Origin of the sequence: Neorhizobium fuzhouense, from assembly GCF_042611105.1 — a bacterium.
GTDB lineage: Bacteria > Pseudomonadota > Alphaproteobacteria > Rhizobiales > Rhizobiaceae > Neorhizobium > Neorhizobium galegae_A.
Map to the genome: position 1 here is coordinate 405,320 of NZ_JBHFFP010000001.1, position 15,520 is coordinate 420,839.

At 63.8% G+C, this 15,520-nt stretch carries 18 protein-coding genes and 1 riboswitch; of the genes, 7 read left to right on the forward strand and 11 right to left on the reverse strand.

Annotation, left to right across the window (positions count from 1 at the left end):
* Window positions 1–28: 28 nt before the first annotated feature.
* Both ACEXP3_RS02060 and ACEXP3_RS02065 read left to right on the forward strand, forming a co-directional pair.
* The gene (locus ACEXP3_RS02060; protein ID WP_377295750.1) at window positions 29–517 is read left to right on the forward strand and encodes a GNAT family N-acetyltransferase; all 489 of its coding nucleotides are present in this window, start codon (window positions 29–31) and stop codon (window positions 515–517) included.
* Between the two features lie 25 nt (window positions 518–542).
* Window positions 543–1,115 carry a type 1 glutamine amidotransferase family protein gene (locus tag ACEXP3_RS02065; RefSeq protein ID WP_377295751.1) on the forward strand — a complete coding sequence of 191 codons (573 nt, stop codon included), beginning with the start codon at window positions 543–545 and terminating at the stop codon, window positions 1,113–1,115.
* Window positions 1,116–1,124: 9 nt separating this feature from the next.
* On the opposite strand, the gene ACEXP3_RS02070 is transcribed toward ACEXP3_RS02065, so the two are convergent.
* The 9 genes from ACEXP3_RS02070 to ACEXP3_RS02110 form a co-directional block, all read right to left on the reverse strand.
* Entirely contained in the window at window positions 1,125–1,463 is a 339-nt protein-coding gene (locus tag ACEXP3_RS02070) for a hypothetical protein (RefSeq protein WP_377295753.1), read from the reverse strand.
* On the reverse strand, window positions 1,460–2,266 hold the full coding sequence (locus tag ACEXP3_RS02075; RefSeq protein WP_377295754.1) for a CbtA family protein: 807 nt from the start codon (window positions 2,264–2,266) through the stop codon (window positions 1,460–1,462). Before ACEXP3_RS02075 ends, ACEXP3_RS02070 begins: the two co-directional genes overlap by 4 nt.
* Before the next feature lie 123 nt (window positions 2,267–2,389).
* Window positions 2,390–2,566 (reverse strand): CbtB domain-containing protein, encoded by a 177-nt coding sequence (locus ACEXP3_RS02080; RefSeq protein ID WP_377295755.1) that lies wholly within the window; start codon window positions 2,564–2,566, stop codon window positions 2,390–2,392.
* Window positions 2,567–2,591: 25 nt separating this feature from the next.
* A riboswitch (cobalamin riboswitch) is annotated at window positions 2,592–2,807 on the reverse strand.
* A gap of 80 nt (window positions 2,808–2,887) precedes the next feature.
* Window positions 2,888–3,757 carry a c-type cytochrome gene (locus ACEXP3_RS02085; protein WP_377296063.1) on the reverse strand — a complete coding sequence of 290 codons (870 nt, stop codon included), beginning with the start codon at window positions 3,755–3,757 and terminating at the stop codon, window positions 2,888–2,890.
* A 147-nt stretch (window positions 3,758–3,904) separates the two neighbouring features.
* Complete coding sequence (locus tag ACEXP3_RS02090; RefSeq protein WP_210103153.1) at window positions 3,905–4,348, reverse strand: c-type cytochrome; 444 nt, start codon at window positions 4,346–4,348, stop codon at window positions 3,905–3,907.
* Window positions 4,349–4,448: 100 nt separating this feature from the next.
* On the reverse strand, window positions 4,449–5,336 hold the full coding sequence (locus ACEXP3_RS02095; RefSeq protein WP_377295756.1) for a metallophosphoesterase: 888 nt from the start codon (window positions 5,334–5,336) through the stop codon (window positions 4,449–4,451).
* A 149-nt stretch (window positions 5,337–5,485) separates the two neighbouring features.
* Entirely contained in the window at window positions 5,486–6,088 is a 603-nt protein-coding gene (locus ACEXP3_RS02100; RefSeq protein ID WP_377295757.1) for a superoxide dismutase, read from the reverse strand.
* Between the two features lie 225 nt (window positions 6,089–6,313).
* The gene (locus tag ACEXP3_RS02105) at window positions 6,314–7,189 is read right to left on the reverse strand and encodes a branched-chain amino acid aminotransferase (protein ID WP_377295758.1); all 876 of its coding nucleotides are present in this window, start codon (window positions 7,187–7,189) and stop codon (window positions 6,314–6,316) included.
* Window positions 7,190–7,417: 228 nt separating this feature from the next.
* Window positions 7,418–7,576: a hypothetical protein gene (locus ACEXP3_RS02110; protein WP_210103158.1), complete on the reverse strand. Its 159-nt coding sequence runs from the start codon at window positions 7,574–7,576 to the stop codon at window positions 7,418–7,420.
* A 147-nt stretch (window positions 7,577–7,723) separates the two neighbouring features.
* Between ACEXP3_RS02110 and ACEXP3_RS02115 the strand changes: the two genes are divergently transcribed.
* Together ACEXP3_RS02115 and ACEXP3_RS02120 are read left to right on the forward strand one after the other, a co-directional pair.
* Window positions 7,724–9,280 carry a phospholipase D-like domain-containing protein gene (locus tag ACEXP3_RS02115; RefSeq protein WP_377295759.1) on the forward strand — a complete coding sequence of 519 codons (1,557 nt, stop codon included), beginning with the start codon at window positions 7,724–7,726 and terminating at the stop codon, window positions 9,278–9,280.
* A gap of 37 nt (window positions 9,281–9,317) precedes the next feature.
* Entirely contained in the window at window positions 9,318–9,965 is a 648-nt protein-coding gene (locus tag ACEXP3_RS02120; RefSeq protein WP_377295761.1) for an exopolysaccharide biosynthesis protein, read from the forward strand.
* A 22-nt stretch (window positions 9,966–9,987) separates the two neighbouring features.
* On the opposite strand, the gene ACEXP3_RS02125 is transcribed toward ACEXP3_RS02120, so the two are convergent.
* Window positions 9,988–10,896, reverse strand: a complete 909-nt coding sequence (locus ACEXP3_RS02125; RefSeq protein ID WP_377295762.1) for a LysR family transcriptional regulator — start codon at window positions 10,894–10,896, stop codon at window positions 9,988–9,990.
* Between the two features lie 134 nt (window positions 10,897–11,030).
* Here ACEXP3_RS02125 and ACEXP3_RS02130 point away from each other — a divergent pair, with 134 nt between their 5' ends.
* The 3 genes from ACEXP3_RS02130 to ACEXP3_RS02140 all read left to right on the forward strand — a co-directional run bounded on the left by ACEXP3_RS02130 (window position 11,031) and on the right by ACEXP3_RS02140 (window position 14,261).
* A complete protein-coding gene (locus ACEXP3_RS02130) occupies window positions 11,031–12,218 on the forward strand; it encodes an MFS transporter (RefSeq protein ID WP_377295763.1) in 1,188 nt (395 codons plus the stop codon).
* A gap of 40 nt (window positions 12,219–12,258) precedes the next feature.
* Window positions 12,259–13,296: an aldo/keto reductase gene (locus ACEXP3_RS02135; RefSeq protein ID WP_377295764.1), complete on the forward strand. Its 1,038-nt coding sequence runs from the start codon at window positions 12,259–12,261 to the stop codon at window positions 13,294–13,296.
* A gap of 137 nt (window positions 13,297–13,433) precedes the next feature.
* Entirely contained in the window at window positions 13,434–14,261 is an 828-nt protein-coding gene (locus ACEXP3_RS02140; RefSeq protein WP_377295765.1) for an aldo/keto reductase, read from the forward strand.
* Between the two features lie 51 nt (window positions 14,262–14,312).
* On the opposite strand, the gene ACEXP3_RS02145 is transcribed toward ACEXP3_RS02140, so the two are convergent.
* Window positions 14,313–14,900, reverse strand: coding sequence for a YqaA family protein (locus ACEXP3_RS02145; protein ID WP_377295766.1), 588 nt, complete (start codon window positions 14,898–14,900; stop codon window positions 14,313–14,315).
* Between the last annotated feature and the right edge of the window lie 620 nt (window positions 14,901–15,520).

The window sequence follows — 15,520 nt, forward strand, 5'->3', positions numbered from 1 at the left end:
GGCACGAATGAACCAGAGGATGCCGCACATGCCTGAAGATACCGAAATTTCGCTGATCCGCCCGCCCGTGGTCAATATCCGGGCTGCCAAGCCGCGTGACCTGCCGCAACTGAACGAGATGATTGCGCTTCTCGCAGCCCATCACGGCGATGCCGCCGCCATGACGCCGGAAACGCTGGAGCGCGACCTGTTCGGCGCCCATCCCTGGATCCAGGCTCTGGTGGCCGATACCGGTTCGGAGCTTATCGGCTATGCCATTCTCGTGCCGCTCTACCGCGCCCAGGAAGGCAAGCGCGGCATGGACCTGCACCATCTCTTCGTGCGCGACGGCCATCGCGGCCACGGCATCGGCCAGCATCTGGTCAACCGGGCGCGCGATTGTGCAAGGGCACTGGGCTGCGGCTACCTGTCGGTGAGCGCCGCCACCGGCAATTTCGCTGCCCACCGCTTCTACGAACAGATGGATTTCACCGCGCGCCCGGTGACGGGCATGCGCTTCCTGCAGGCGCTCGCCTGAACGTCGATACCCCCAGGAGGACGACATGACACGGATTGCGATTGCTCTGACGCCCGACTATGCGGATTGGGAAATCGGGCTGCTGACCGCCGTTGCCCGCAGCTTTCTCGGCACCGATATCCTCACCGCCTCGCCGGACGGTGCGCCGCTCACCTCGATGGGCGGCTTGCGGGTGACGCCCGACCTTGCCTATCGCGACCTGGCAGTGGGCGACTTCGACGCGCTGGTCATTCCGGGCGGCATGAGCTGGGAAAAGGGCACTGCCCCGGATCTTACCGACCTGGTCGCGGATTTTGCCCAGCGCAAGGCCGTCATCGGCGGCATCTGTGCCGCCGCAAGCGCGCTTGCCGGCACCGGCCTCCTCAATGACGTAGCCCATACCGGCAACGCGCTTTTATCCCACAAGGCCTATCCCGCCTACCGGGGCGAGGCGCTCTACCGCGACCAGCCGCAGGCCGTCAGCGACAAGGGCATCATCACCGCTCCCGGCACCTCCCCCTTCACCTTTGCCGTGGAAATCCTGAAAGCGCTCGATCTGTGGACGCCGGATGCGCAAGCGGAAATGGTGGGCTTTTCCGCCGAGCATCATCCGGGCTGATAGCCCGTCTCAGCCGGTCAGCACCCGGCAGGCCTTCGGTACACCATCGGAAACGTCACCCGCTATTGCGCGACGGATATCGCGACTATTGAGATGAAGGTTATGGCCGGGGGCCAAGCCGAGGCGCGTCACTTTTGACTTGGCGGCAGCTTCGAAATGTCGGCTTTCCCTGAAGAAAAATTCAAGGCAGGCCTGCCGGGAAAGACCTTCCGCTGGGGCTGACGGCAGAAGTGCCCTAAAGGCGAGCCGATGCACAAGGCAGAGACTGCCCTCTCCCGGCACGCCAAATTGCAGGGCGTCAAGATCGTCGCGCCAGATGGCGCGCCGATCCGGCTCGGTCTGGCTCACCGCGCCGCCTCGAAACGCTGCATCAGGAAGCCGCTCAGCGAACCGAGAAGCGCCCAGAACAAGAGGCTTGTGAGCGTTGCCGCCACGATGAACTGGCGTTCGAGCCCAAGCGGAGCAAGCGCATGCTCGCCATCTGGCGGCAGCGGTGCGCCGATGGCATGTGGTGCCGCGATGAGCGCGATGGCCGCGACCGCCGATACCGCATCGCGTCGAAACGCCAGCAGCGCGATGCCGAGTGCAGTAGCAAAGGCCGTCGACAGCCACCAGATCTGCCGCGCGCCAAGATCGCCGGCCGGAGATCCCGGCAGTTCCGGCGGAAGCCCCACCATGGGCGCCAGCATCACAGAGGCAAAACCGGCAAGGCCGAAGAATAGACCCGTGCGCCAGTCGATAGTTTTGGCAAGCCCGCTCTGGCTCGCAACCGCCAGCAGCCCCGAAAGCACCAGCGCATAGCCGATGGCCGTCAGGATATTGGCCGCGGCCGTATAGGACAGCCGTTCCAGACCGTCGGCGGGCGTCCAGCCTGCCCCGTGGTCTTGCCCCCCATGATCATGACCTTCCTGATCATGACCTTGTGCATGTTCATGCGCTGCCGTTCCGGCGGCATGGCTATGAGACGTGGAGTTTTCGGCAACAAGCGGGGCCTCTGCCGCCGGCGCGTGATCATGACCGACGGAAGCCGCACTTTCATAGGTTTCGGCAGACAGAATGAGCGGCGTGGTGCCGACCATCTGAATCAGCGAGACGGCAATACCGCTCACGATCCCCACCATCACGGCGGAGAATACAATGGATCTGAACATGGAGAAAAACCTTATCCCCGGCGGCACCGGCCTTGACCGCGCTCGGCCTCAACAGGCGCGATGCCCCGAAATCACAATGCAGGAATGGACTTCAAACCTCTTTAAAAGAGGCAGTGGAGCGCGCTAGTGGCAGGGAAAGGCATTGGCGTGGCGCGTATCGTGGGCGGCATTGTGAACAACCTCCGCGTGGGAGAAACCGACGAAGCCGACGATGAACAGGCCAAGCGCGACCGCAAAGACGGCCTGAAGCTGGGATGTGGATTTCGCCGAAGTCCCGGCGACGGATGTTTGGATCGACATGCAAAAACCCCTCGTTGCATATGCGTTGACGACAGATGCGGCGGCAGGTCTCCTGGCTCGCGGGTCACCGTTCAACGACCAGACCTTCCCGGTTTCCCAGTGGCCAGAACAGTCGATGAACTCACCGCTCACAGTTGCGGGGGCAGCCACGAATGAGGCACCGCTGACAATGCCCTATCGTATTCCCTTTTCATCCCGACGGATCTTTCATCCGGCAGGAACCGTCACACGCCCTTCTTGTCGCCTGCCACCGGGGGTCTGTCAATACGCGTCGCAACCCTCCGGCTTCTTCGCTTGTGCGCAGGTCCGCAGTTGCGCTGTTCAGCGCGCCGGAACCGCCTTCAGATAGGCCGCGATTGCCGCAAGATCGCTCTTGGGCAGGTGCGACAGGTTCTGCTGCACCTCGACCATCGAGCCGCCGGCGCTGTCGAAGTCGGGCGTGAAGCCGGTTTCCAGATAGTTGGCGATGTCACCCTCGCTCCAGCTGCCGATGGTCTGCGAGCCCGGCGTGATGTCGGGGATGCGTCCCTCGCCTTCCGGGTTGGGGCCGCCGGCCAGCCACTGGTCCGTCTGCAGCCCGCCCAGCGCATTGCGCGGCGTGTGGCATTCGCCGCAATGGCCGGGGCCTTCGACGAGATATTGCCCGCGCTTGACGATGTCGCTCGGGGCGTTCAGCGCCACCCGCGGTTCGGCACTGAAGAACAGCAGTTTCCAGCCGCCGAGCGTCACGCGCAGGCTGAACGGAAAGGAGAGATCATGCGGCGGCGCGACATTCGGGCTTGCCGGCAGCGTCTTCAGGTAACCGAAAAGGTCGTTGACGTCTTTTGGCGTCATGCGCGCATAGGAGCTGTAGGGGAAGGATGGATAAAGGTGCTCTCCCTCCGGACCGACGCCGCGCGTCATGGCATTGCCGAACTCCGCCAGCGTCCATGCGCCGATGCCGGCCTTTGGGTCGGGTGAAATATTGGGCACGTGGAAGGTGCCGAACGCCGTCGGCAGCGCCCGCCCGCCTGATAGCACCTTCTGCTCTTCGCCCTTGGCATCCTTTTGCGCATGACAGCTGACGCAGCCGCCCGCCCAGAACAGCGTTTCGCCATTGGCGACATCCGGCGCCCCAAGCCCTGCCCAGTGCTCGGCGGGATAAGGCTGCGGCCGCGTCAGCCCATAGGCGACGGCAGCACCTGCCACCACGACAATTGCGCCGGCCAATGCCAGCTTGGCTGTTATCGATGCCACGGCCGCACTCCGCTACCGAGAAAGATTTACTGTGAAAGGATTGGCAGACGGGCACCCCGCCGCGCAAGACGAAAATGCGCGGCGGCGATGGCAGGAGAGCCCTTACCGCTTCAGGCGATAGGCCTGGTGGCAGGTGCCGCAATCGGCGCCCAGCGTCTGCAGGGCCTGGCCGACGGAGGCCTGGTCGGTCGGCATGGAGGCGAGAACCGTATCGGCATCGGTGGAAAGCTTCATCGCCTTGGCCTTGAAGTCCGCCATGTTCTGCCAGATCGCCGGCGAGGCAGCCGTGTCCATGCCGGTTTCGGAGCCGGCCGGGAAATGGTTGGGAAAATCCTTGGCCGAAGCGCTGATTGTCGAGACGGCCGTCTTCACGGTTGCCGCATCATAAGGCTTCTGCCCCTTGGCGATGGCGCCCAGTTCGCCCATGGAACCGCCGATCTTCTTCATCAGCGCCTGACGCTCTGCCTGCGGCTCGCCGGCGGCAAAAGCCATGCCGGCGCCAAGACAGAGGGCCATCACGGCCGTGGAAACCCGCTTCAAATTCATGTCCATACTCCCTTGTGCGCAAGCCATAGTGTGGCGCGACGCTCTGACGACGGCGCCATGATTACACCGTATGCATTTGAGAGAAATGGCATTTCAGTGCTCACACAGAGATGTGAAGAGCTGCGACATCATGCATCAGGCTGGCCGGGCGGCAGGCCAGCACGTGGGTGCCCTGACGCCCGTAACCCTTGATTTCAAGCCGGTCGCCATACACGTCCACGAGCGCAAAGGCATTGCTCGCCTCGGTATCCACCATGCCGCAGAAATTGACGAACCAGCAGCCGCCGGCGCGGGCGATCCGGCCCGCATGATAGTGCCCGCAGAGATAGGCGATCACCTGCGGCGAGGCGGTGAGAAGATCGACCAGTTCGCCGCTGTCCCAGAGCGCATGGTCGCTTTCGGGATAAAGCGGAAAATGCCCCATGACGATCACCGGCTGGGACTTCTCCTCAGCCCGCTGAAGCTCGCGGCGGATCCAGGCAAACTGCCGGCGGGAAATCCCCGCATTCCAGTCCATGGCATTGATGGCGCCGCAGGCACGCAGCCGCGACAGCCGGGCCTTGGCTGCCGCATGCGCCTGCGGATCGGCAACGGTTGAAAACAGGCTTTCCTCGCAGCCGTCGATGACCAGGAAGCGGATGCCCGAGCGGGTAAAGGCATAGTACGGCGCCGGCATGCCGAGCTTTTCAAACACCTGCGGCAACCGGTCGGGTGCGACGAGAAAATCGTGATTGCCGGGCAGGAACAGGCATTCGTGGCGCGAGCGGCCATAGATTTCGAGCGGCGCGTCAAAACTTGCGAAATCGCGGTCGATGAGGTCGCCGAGCGTCATGACGAAGGAGAGATCCTCCCCCTCGAAGGTCGCGATCGCTTCGGCAAGCTTGCCGAGGCTGTTGCGAAAATGCCGGTCCAGACCCGTGTTCGGCTCCAGATCGGCATATTGCGGGTCGGCGATCACGCCGAAGCGAAGAAGCGGCTGATGTGACATGGCGTTGCAATAGCCGGGCGGCGTGACAGGGACATGACAGGCGGTCGGATGTGGGGGCGTTGCGCCGGTGGGCGGTGGCCTCCGCCAAGACGCAAAACGCCCGGCGGGAAAACCCGCCGGGCGTTTTGCATTCGACAGAAACGAGCGACTTACTTGGAAGCGGCTTCGTACATTTCCAGAACGTGGTCCCAGTTGATCAGGCTGTCGACGAAGGCTTCGAGGTACTTCGGACGGGCGTTGCGGTAGTCGATGTAGTAGGAATGTTCCCACACGTCGACGCCGAGGATCGGGGATGCGCCGTGGACCAGCGGGTTCTCGCCGTTCGGGGTCTTCGAGATGACGAGCTTGCCGTCCTTCACCGAAAGCCAGGCCCAGCCGGAGCCGAACTGCGTGGTGCCGGCGGCGATGAAATCGGCCTTGAACTTGTCGTAGCCGCCGAGATCGCTGTCGATGGCGGCCTGCAGCTTGCCGGGCAGCTTGTTGCCGCCGCCGTCCTTCTTCATCCACTTCCAGAAGTGGATGTGGTTGTAGTGCTGGGCGGCATTGTTGAAGAGGCCGGCATTGGTGCCAAACGACTTCTTCACGACTTCTTCGACCGACAGATCGCCATAGCCTGCTTCAGCGGCCAGCTTGTTGCCGTTGTCGACATAAGCCTTGTGGTGCTTGTCGTGGTGATATTCGAGCGTTTCCGCCGACATGTAGGGGGAAAGCGAATCGTAGGCATAGGGGAGTTCGGGAAGTTCAAAAGCCATGATCTTACTCCTTTTCGGCAAAACGGCGGTCTGAGTGGTGATCGGGAACATAGGTGTGCGCGTCCCAAGAGGCAACGGGCCACGGCGCAAAATTACCGGACGGAACTGTTCTTTAGAGAACGCTGCAACGGGCGTTCGGTTCACCCGGTGTCTGCCGATTTTCCTGGCGCCTGGACGCAAGGGTCGAAGGCGGCGGCCACCTTCGCTCCGTCTGCCGTCAGGCGATCAAGCCGCCGCGCGGGCCCAGTCCATGTACAGTTCCAGAGCCTTGCGGGCGAACGGCCCCTCCTGGAATTCCTGGTCGTCGAGCCGGTTGACCGGCACGATCTTGGAATAGTTGCCGGAGGTGAAGATCTCGTCGGCGGCCTTGAAATCCTCAACCGTCAGCGTGCATTCACGCACTTCGACGCCGGCGCTGCGCAAGAGGTTGATGATGCGCGAGCGGGTGATTCCGGCGAGGAAGGTGCCGTTGGCAATCGGCGTCATCACCACGCCGTCCTTGGCGAGGAAGACATTCGACGAGGCGGTTTCGGCGACATTGCCGTTCATGTCGCGCGCCAGCGCATTGTCGAAGCCGCGGCCGCGCGCCTCGATGATCATGCGGCCGCTGTTGGGATAGAGGCTGCCGGTCTTGGCGCCGGTCATGGCCACTTCCGGGTTGGGGCGGCGATAGGGCGAGACGGTGAGCGAAGACGGCTTTGCCGTGTGCATCGGCGCCTCGAACAGGCAGAGCGCAAAGCGGGTCGATTCGGGATCCGGCGCCACAACCGAATAAGGCAGACCATGTTCGGCCCAGTACATCGGCTTGATGTAGATCGCCGTCTTGCCGTCGAACTTCTTCACCCCTTCCAGCGCCAGCGCCTCGATGGCCTTGGCTTCCATCACCGGCGTCATGCCCATGTTGATGGCGGACCGGTTGACGCGCTCGCAATGCAGGTCGAGATCGGGCGAAATGCCGTCGAACCAGCGCGCGCCGTCAAACACCGTGGAGCCCAGCCACATGGCATGCGAGGTGGGGCCGATCAGCGGCGGATTGCCGGCCACCCAGTCCCCATCGACAAAGGTGAAGGTGGCACTGCGGGGCGCGGTATCGACGGGCATGTCATTCTCCTTGAAGCGGCTATTTTGGCGAGGATGAAGGCGCGCACCGGCCGCAAGGTCAAGGATTTTTTAATCCCGCCGCAGTGATCGAAAGATTATTGCTTAAAGCATGCCGCCGGCGTTCAAGGACGTGCATAAGCCAGCAGCCACTCACAGGAAACCATCACCGAATGTGATGGTGTGGCGCCCGCCGCTTCGGGCCGCCCCAGGCCGCCGCTTCAGGCCGCCTCAGGGACGTTGCTGTTGCGGCACGGGCAGAAGCGGCGCTTCCTGGCCCGGCGCCGTCACCGTCGAGCGGGATGGCAGCACGCCCCGTTCGATCAAGGGAATACAAAGGACAATGGCGATCAGCACCGCCAGCCACACAATACACCAGGAAATCCTCATCAGCCCTCATGCTTTCTCATCAACGCCACCCTAGCCGCCTCATGCGGCATAAATTCGATGGTCCCGTCTGATTTCCCGGAACAAAGCTGCAGCGATGCGCGTCTTGGCACCAACCTCCGGTTCACCATAGCAGCTTCGGAACCCATCATGACATGCTTTCCCGCAAAGGGAACATCCGATCCGGCCAAGGCGACGCCCGATTTGTCCCCCGAGAGCCTTGTCGTGGAAAACGAGACCTGCTGGCGCATCGCCCGAGCCGACAAATTGTCGGTGATCGTCGATGCCGCAGACTTCTTTCGCCATGCCAAGGACATGATGCTGCAGGCGCGCCGCTCCATCCTGCTGATCGGCTGGGATTTCGACACGCGCATCCGCCTCGTGCCGGACGCCAAAACCAGGGACCATCCGGATAAGCTCGGCCGGCTTTTCGAGCATCTCTCGAAACGGAATCCGGACCTGCAGATCCGCATTCTCAAATGGGATGTCGGGCTCGTCCACTCCATCACGCGCGGCGAAACGCCGCTGCACATGCTGCGCTGGATGTTTTCAAAGCGCATCAACCTGAAACTCGACCGCGCCCATCCGGCAATGGCCGCCCACCACATGAAACTGCTGGTCATCGACGATGCCGTGGCCTTCTGCGGCGGCATCGACATGACCGTCGGGCGCTGGGATACGCGCGACCACATGGACGACGATCAGAACCGCCTCTCGCCCTATGGCCGGCCGGAGCCGCCGTGGCATGATGCGACGAGCTGCTTTTCCGGCCCCGCCGCAAAGGCACTCGGCGACCTTGCCCGCGCTCGCTGGCAGACGGCAACCGGCGAGACGCTTCAGCCGGTGTCCGCCACCGGCCCGCTCTGGCCAAAGGACCTGCCAGCCGATTTCAACGGCATCGATATCGGCATTGCCCGCACCGCCCCCGAATATGGCGAGCATCGGCAGGTGGTGGAAATCGAAACGGCGACACTCGCCATCATCGCGGCGGCCCGAAAGACGCTCTACATCGAGAGCCAGTATTTTGCCTCGCGCCGTATTGCGGAAGCCATGGCCAAGCGGCTGGAGGAGCCGGACGGCCCGGAAATCGTCATCGTCAACCCGATGAGCGCCAGCGGCTGGCTGGAGGAAAAGACCATGGATACGGCCCGCGCCCGGCTGATCAAGCTGGTCAAGGCCGCCGACCGGAACGGCCGGTTCCGCATCTTCTATCCGGTCAACCATGCCGGCAAGGAGATCTATGTCCATGCCAAGATCATGATCGCCGACGACCGTATCCTGAAGCTCGGCTCGGCCAATCTCAACAACCGCTCGATGGGTTACGACACCGAATGCGACATTCTGGTGGAGGCCGCAGAGGGCGGGACGGCGGACAGCCGCACCATCCTTGCCCGCCGCAACGACCTTATCGCCGAGCATCTGGGCCAGCCGGCCGAGGCTGTCGAGGACACGCTTGAGCGGCATGGCGGATCGCTCATCAAGACCATCGCCGCCCTTAATGCGCCGGCACCAGGCCACCGCGGCCTGAAACCGGTCGAGGAGCGCGAGATGGGGATCGACGACGAATGGGTGGCCGAATCGGACCTCGTCGATCCGGAGCGCCCGGCCGGCCTGCGCTACCGCACCTCCGCCTATCTGCGCCAGCGCTTCGGCCGTCGCCTGTTTGGCCGGCACAGCGAAAAGCCGATTGCCGAGGCAAAGACCTGACGCCCGTCCCGGCGCACTCAAAAGGATGACGCCTGCCATGGACGCAAGGACGAACGACACTGCGCCCGGACAAGCCCCCGGCCGCCCGCGCGAAGACGCTCACGAGCCGCAAAGCCTGACCGAGGTGCTGGATGCGATTGCCGGCCTTGCGGATGACAGGGACACGGTCAGCATCCATGACGTGCGCGAAGAAATCGGCGAGCGCAGTTTTGGCCCCTTCCTGCTGGTGCCGGCGGTGATCGAGATCAGCCCGATCGGCGGCATTCCGGGACTTCCGACGGCCATCGCCGTGGTCATCGCGCTGTTTGCCGTGCAGATCCTCATCGGGCGAAAGCACCTGTGGCTGCCGGGCTTCGTCGAGCGGCGCACCATCGGTGCAGGCAAGCTCGGCAAGGCGATGGAGAAACTGCGGCCGGTGGCGCGTGTCACCGACAGGCTGTTCAAGCCGCGGCTGAAATGGCTGACGAAACCGCCATGGCTGCAGGGCATGGCCGCACTCTGCATCGCGCTCTGCTTCACCGTACCGCCGCTCGAACTGATCCCCTTTGCGAGCACCGCCCCGATGGGCACGATCGCCCTCTTCGGCCTCTCGCTCGTCGCCCGCGACGGCCTGATTGCAAACCTTGCCGCCCTCACCTCGCTTGCGGCGATCTATCTCGTCTCGACGGTGGTCTTCGGCGGCTGAGGCCAGTCGAGCTTGCGTCCGCTCATGGTCCGACGCGGCCGTGCTCGGCCAGGAAATCGAGAAGCGCGCGCACCCGCGACGGCAGCGGACCGCCCTGCCCGACATAGACCGCATAAAATGCCTCGCGATGGCCGGGATCATACTCTTCGAGCAGAGGAACCAGACGCCCGGCCGCGATGTCACCGGCGACGGCAAAGGCGCCCATGCGGGCAATGCCGATGCCGGACAGCGCCAGCTGTCGCATGCCCTCGCCATCATTCACCTGCACGGCGCCCGCCGGCGAGATGGAAAACTCCTCCTCCTTGAGCCTGAACGTCCAGTCGCGAATGCTGCGCGTATAGGAAAAGCGCAGGAGCGAATGATGGGCAAGCTCTGCCGGATGGCGCGGCGTGCCGGCCCGGTCCAGATAGGCCGGAGCGGCCACCAGCACGAGGGGCGTTTCGCCAAGCTTTCGCGCCACAAGGCTGGAAGTCTTGAGCGGCCCGGTGCGCACCGCCACATCCGCATGGTCGGCCAGAAGGTCGATCACCGCATCGGTCTGGGCGATATCGAGCGTCACGCCCGGATAAAGCGCCAGGAATTGCGGCAGCAGGCGGTTGAGCACATGGGTGCAATAGACCGAACTGCTGTTCAACCGGATGCGTCCCACCGCCTCGACGGCCGCGCCGGCCGCCCGCTCGGCATCCTCGATGCTGGCCAGAATGGCCGTGGCGCGATCAAAGAAATCCTGTCCCTCCGGCGTCAGGCGGAACTGGCGGGTGGAGCGGGCGATCAGCCGGGCGCCAAGCCGCTTTTCCAGCCGCATCACCAGCTTGCTGATCGCTGACGGCGTCATCGACAGGCGCCGGGCAGCCGCCGAAAAGCCTTGCGCCTCCACCACCGCGACAAACACTTCCATTTCGCCGGAGCGGTTGATGTCGGGACGCGCCATTGGTGAACCCATGTCACAAGTGCTGTTCTTGACGGCATTCTAGTTCACATCGCGTTCCGGGTCTATCTCAAGCCTCGAACCCGATCTCTGCGCCCCCGAAACGGAGCGTTTCCTCATCGTTTGAGAGAAATCCGATGCCTGCTGCCCTTCTTGCGCTGACGATCGCCGCTTATGCGATCGGCACCACCGAATTCGTCATCGTCGGCCTTTTGCCGACGGTCGCCTCCGATCTTCACATCACCCTGCCGCTTGCCGGCATGATCGTCTCCATCTATGCGCTCGGCGTCACCTTCGGTGCGCCGGTGCTGACGGCGCTGTCCGGACGGATCGCGCGAAAGCCGCTGCTGCTTGGCCTGATGGCGCTGTTCGTCCTCGGCAATCTCGTCGCCGCCTTTGCCTCCGGTTACGGCATGCTGCTCGTCGGGCGGGTGCTGTCGGCCTTTGCCCATGGCGTGTTCTTCTCCGTCGGCGCCACGATTGCCGCTGACCTCGTGCCGGAAAACCGCCGCGCCTCGGCAATTGCCCTGATGTTCATGGGGCTGACGGTTGCCATCGTCACCGGCGTTCCGCTCGGCACGCTGATCGGCCAGAATTTTGGCTGGCGCGCGACATTCCTCACCGTTTCCGGCCTCGGCGTCATCGCCTTCCTCGCCATCCTGGCGCTCTTGCCGTCCAAGCTGTCGAAGGCGGCGCCGGCAAGTCTCTTCGACCAGGTGCGTGCGCTCGGCTCCGGCCGGCTGCTCATCGTCTACGCAATGACGGCCTTCGGCTATGGCGGCACATTTGTCACCTTCACCTATCTCGCCGTGATGCTGCAGGAGGTGACCGGCTTTTCGGAGGCAAGCGTCAGCCTCGTGCTGGTGCTCTACGGGCTTGCCATTGCGTTCGGCAACCTGGCCGGCGGGCGCATTGCCGACCGCAATCCGGTAAAAGCGCTCGCAATCCTGCTTGCGCTGCAGGCGCTGGTGCTTGCCGTCTTTACCCTCACCGCCCATTACGCCGTGCCGGCCCTCGTCACGCTTGCAGCGGTTGGCTTCCTCTCCTTCGCCACCGTGCCGGGCCTGCAGCTTTACGTCGTCCAGCTTGCCCGCATCCATCGCCCCGGCGCCGTCGACGTCGCCTCCGCGCTCAACATCGCCGCCTTCAACCTCGGCATTGCCGGCGGCGCGTGGATCGGCGGGCTGGTGGTTGCCTCGCCGCTCGGCCTTGGCGCCACGCCGGCGGTCGGCGGCGCCCTCGTTGCCATCGCCTGCGCACTGACGCTCGTCAGCGGCGCCCTCGACAGACTGCCTGCCAAGGCTGCCGCCGCCCCCGCCGCCTGACCTTTCGTCACGCCCATTCCCTTAAGAGAAGGATCCTGCCATGGAGTATCGCAATCTCGGAAAATCCGGCCTGAAAGTGCCGGTCTTGAGCTTTGGCGCCGGCACGTTCGGCGGCTCCGGGCCGTTGTTCGGCGCCTGGGGCAACACGGATGTCGAGGAGGCAGGCCGCCTCATCGACATCTGCCTGGAGGCGGGCGTCACCCTCTTCGATACCGCCGACGTCTATTCCGACGGCGCCTCCGAAGAGGTGCTCGGCAGTGCCATCAAAGGCCGGCGCGACCGCGTGCTGATCTCCACCAAGGCCGGCCTGCCGACAGGGTCTGGCCCGAACGACTGGGGCACCTCGCGCGCCCGCCTCATCGCAAGCGTCGATGCGGCACTCAGGCGGCTCGGCACCGACCACATCGATATCTTCCAGCTGCACGCCTATGATGCCTCGACCCCCGTCGAGGAGGTCGTCTCGACCCTCGACCAGCTGGTGAAGGCCGGCAAGCTGCGCTATATCGGCGTCTCGAACTTTTCCGGCTGGCAGATCATGAAATCGCTTGCCGCAGCCGATCGCCACGGCCTGACGCGCTATGTGGCCAACCAAGTCTATTATTCGCTTGCAGGGCGCGATTACGAATGGGACCTGATGCCGCTTGGGCAGGATCAGGGGCTCGGCGCGCTGGCCTGGAGCCCGCTTGCCTGGGGCCGCCTCACCGGCAAGATCGGCCGAGCCAAGCCGCTGCCGGCCGGCAGCCGCCTGCACGAGACGGCCGGTTTCGGCCCGCCCGTCGAAGAGGACTACCTGTACCGTGTCATCGATGCGCTGGAGGAGATCGCGGCTGACGTCGAAAAGACCGTACCGCAGGTGGCGATCAACTGGCTGACGCAGCGGCCGACCGTATCCTCCGTCATCATCGGCGCGCGCAACGAGGCGCAGCTGCGCCAGAACCTCGGCTCCATCGGCTGGCAGCTGACGGGCGAGCAGATCGCAAGGCTTGATGCCGCAAGCGCGGTGACGGCGCCCTACCCGCATTTCCCCTATCGCCGGCAGGAAGGCTTTGCCCGCCTCGATCCACCGCTTGCCGGCTGAGCCACGGACTTATCCCGGGCCGAACGGGGTAGGGCCCGCGCGGGCCGGGTTGAAGTCCGGCCCCGCCTGCCCATGTAGAACACACCGCCTTTCCTGCGGCAAAGTGCAGGAAAGGCCAATTCCCGAGGAGCATATTCATGCATACAGTCACCGCCAATGGCGCCCATATTCCAGCGCTCGGCTTCGGCACGTTCCGCATGCCGGGCGCCGATATCCTGCGCATCCTGCCAAAGGCGCTCGAGCTTGGCTTCCGCCATGTCGATACCGCCCAGATCTATGGCAACGAGGCTGAGGTAGGCCAGGTGATCGCCGGCTCCGGCATCGCCCGCAGCGATATCTTTCTCACCACCAAGGTCTGGGTCGACAAATATGCCAAGGCCGACTTTGCAGCCTCCGTCAATGAAAGCCTCAAGAAGCTGAAGACGGATTATGTCGACCTTCTGCTGCTCCACTGGCCGCAGAGCGATGTGCCGCTTTCCGAGCGGATGGAGAGCCTGAACGCGGTGAAGAAGGCCGGCAAGGTGAAAAACATCGGCATTTCCAACTTCAACATCGCCATGATGGAAGAGGCCGCAAAGCTTTCGGAGGCGCCGATTGCCACCAACCAGGTGGAATTCCATCCCTATCTCGACCAGTCGAAGCTTCTTCAGGCCGCACGGGAAAAAGGCATTGCGCTCACCGCCTATTACCTGATGGCCGACGGCAAGGTGCCGAACGATCCGCTGCTGAAGGATATCGGGGCGCGCCACGGCAAGACGGCGGCGCAGGTGGTTCTGCGCTTTGCCGTGCAGCAGGAGGGTATCATCGCGCTCTCCAAGACGGCGACGGAAAGCCGCCTTGCCGAAAACTACGACATCTTCGACTTTACCCTGTCAGCCGACGAGATGGCGGCGATCGAGGGGCTGGCACGGCCCGATGGCCGCATCGTCAATCCCGGCCATCTGCGCCCGCCGCACTGGGATTGATCGACGTCGAAGCCTTTTTCACGCGGCAGGCCCTGCCGCGTGAAAAGCCGCTCAATGCAGCAGGACGTAGGCGCCGTAGATGACGATGAGCGCCCCGGCGACGATGGCCGAGATCAGCGACAGGCGCTTTTCGATGAAATGGCGCATCTCCTCGCCATAGGTGTTGAGCAGCCAGGCGAGCGCGAAGAAGCGGCCGCCGCGCGCGATGATGGCCGAGAGGATGAACAGGCCGAGATTGAAATTGGCAACGCCCGACAGGATCGTCACCACCTTGATCGGCGGCAGATGCGCAAGGCCTGACGTGACGAGCAGGATGAGAATGGTCTTCCAGTCCACCGACTGCGCCAGCCCCTCGAACGTCTCCAGCTTGCCGTAGAAGACAAGCACCGGCCGGGCAATCGCCTCGAAGGCATAATGCCCGATGGTCCAGCCGAGAATGCCGCCCAGAACCGAGGCGATGGTGGCAATGGTGGCATAGAAATAGGCCCGGCGCGGCCGCGCCAGCACCATGGGCACAAACAGCACGTCGGCCGGCACGAGGAAGAACGAACTTTCGACAAAGGCAATGATGGCCAGCCACCAGGCGGCGGCCTTTCGCGCGGCAAGCGCCATGGTCCAGGCGTAAAGATTGCGAAGCATCGGGAAAAATCCTCTGGCATGGGCTAAAAGGCCGCAACGGCGCTTGGGCTCACCGGCGGCGGTTTCATCATCAAAAACGCATGGTCACGGTTACCTGCCGCTCCGGCCCGATGCAAGACGCCACGGCGAAGAGCGGCCGGTTGGCCGCAATTTCGACTTTTGCGGCGGGATGCAGCTCGGCACAGACTTCCCCGTGAGGCAGAGCGGGCCATTATCGAGACAGAAAGAAAGTCCCCTCCCAAACCCTCCCCACAAGGGGGAGGGCTTAACCCGGCCGCACCGTTTGATGCAGGAAGAGGAGGCTTTTGACGCCGCTTCTCCCCCCTTGTGGGGGAGATGCCCGGCAGGGCAGAGGGGGACCTGTCTGAAATGCAACAGCCCTTCCCCTGTTTTGGGAGGGGACCTTCTTGCTAGGGCTTAACCCGGCCGCACCGCTTGATGCAGGAAGAGGACGCTTGTCACGTCGGTTCTCCCCCTTGTGGGGGAGATGCCCGGCAGGGCAGAGGGGGACTTGTCTGAAATGCAACAGCCCTTCCCCTGTTTTGGGAGGGGACCTTCTTGCTAGGGCTTAACCCGGCCGCACCGCTTGATGCAGGAAGAGGACGCTTGTCACGTCGGTT

Excerpts from the sequence above, each read along its gene's own strand:
- ACEXP3_RS02060 (WP_377295750.1), top strand. The coding sequence starts at position 29 with ATGCCTGAAGATACCGAAATTTCGCTGATCCGCCCGCCCGTGGTCAAT.
- ACEXP3_RS02065 (WP_377295751.1), top strand. The coding sequence starts at position 543 with ATGACACGGATTGCGATTGCTCTGACGCCCGACTATGCGGATTGGGAA.
- ACEXP3_RS02075 (WP_377295754.1), bottom strand. The coding sequence starts at position 2,266 with ATGTTCAGATCCATTGTATTCTCCGCCGTGATGGTGGGGATCGTGAGC.
- ACEXP3_RS02080 (WP_377295755.1), bottom strand. The coding sequence starts at position 2,566 with ATGTCGATCCAAACATCCGTCGCCGGGACTTCGGCGAAATCCACATCC.
- ACEXP3_RS02090 (WP_210103153.1), bottom strand. The coding sequence starts at position 4,348 with ATGAATTTGAAGCGGGTTTCCACGGCCGTGATGGCCCTCTGTCTTGGC.
- ACEXP3_RS02095 (WP_377295756.1), bottom strand. The coding sequence starts at position 5,336 with ATGTCACATCAGCCGCTTCTTCGCTTCGGCGTGATCGCCGACCCGCAA.
- ACEXP3_RS02100 (WP_377295757.1), bottom strand. The coding sequence starts at position 6,088 with ATGGCTTTTGAACTTCCCGAACTCCCCTATGCCTACGATTCGCTTTCC.
- ACEXP3_RS02105 (WP_377295758.1), bottom strand. The coding sequence starts at position 7,189 with ATGCCCGTCGATACCGCGCCCCGCAGTGCCACCTTCACCTTTGTCGAT.
- ACEXP3_RS02110 (WP_210103158.1), bottom strand. The coding sequence starts at position 7,576 with ATGAGGATTTCCTGGTGTATTGTGTGGCTGGCGGTGCTGATCGCCATT.
- ACEXP3_RS02115 (WP_377295759.1), top strand. The coding sequence starts at position 7,724 with ATGACATGCTTTCCCGCAAAGGGAACATCCGATCCGGCCAAGGCGACG.
- ACEXP3_RS02120 (WP_377295761.1), top strand. The coding sequence starts at position 9,318 with ATGGACGCAAGGACGAACGACACTGCGCCCGGACAAGCCCCCGGCCGC.
- ACEXP3_RS02125 (WP_377295762.1), bottom strand. The coding sequence starts at position 10,896 with ATGGCGCGTCCCGACATCAACCGCTCCGGCGAAATGGAAGTGTTTGTC.
- ACEXP3_RS02130 (WP_377295763.1), top strand. The coding sequence starts at position 11,031 with ATGCCTGCTGCCCTTCTTGCGCTGACGATCGCCGCTTATGCGATCGGC.
- ACEXP3_RS02135 (WP_377295764.1), top strand. The coding sequence starts at position 12,259 with ATGGAGTATCGCAATCTCGGAAAATCCGGCCTGAAAGTGCCGGTCTTG.
- ACEXP3_RS02140 (WP_377295765.1), top strand. The coding sequence starts at position 13,434 with ATGCATACAGTCACCGCCAATGGCGCCCATATTCCAGCGCTCGGCTTC.
- ACEXP3_RS02145 (WP_377295766.1), bottom strand. The coding sequence starts at position 14,900 with ATGCTTCGCAATCTTTACGCCTGGACCATGGCGCTTGCCGCGCGAAAG.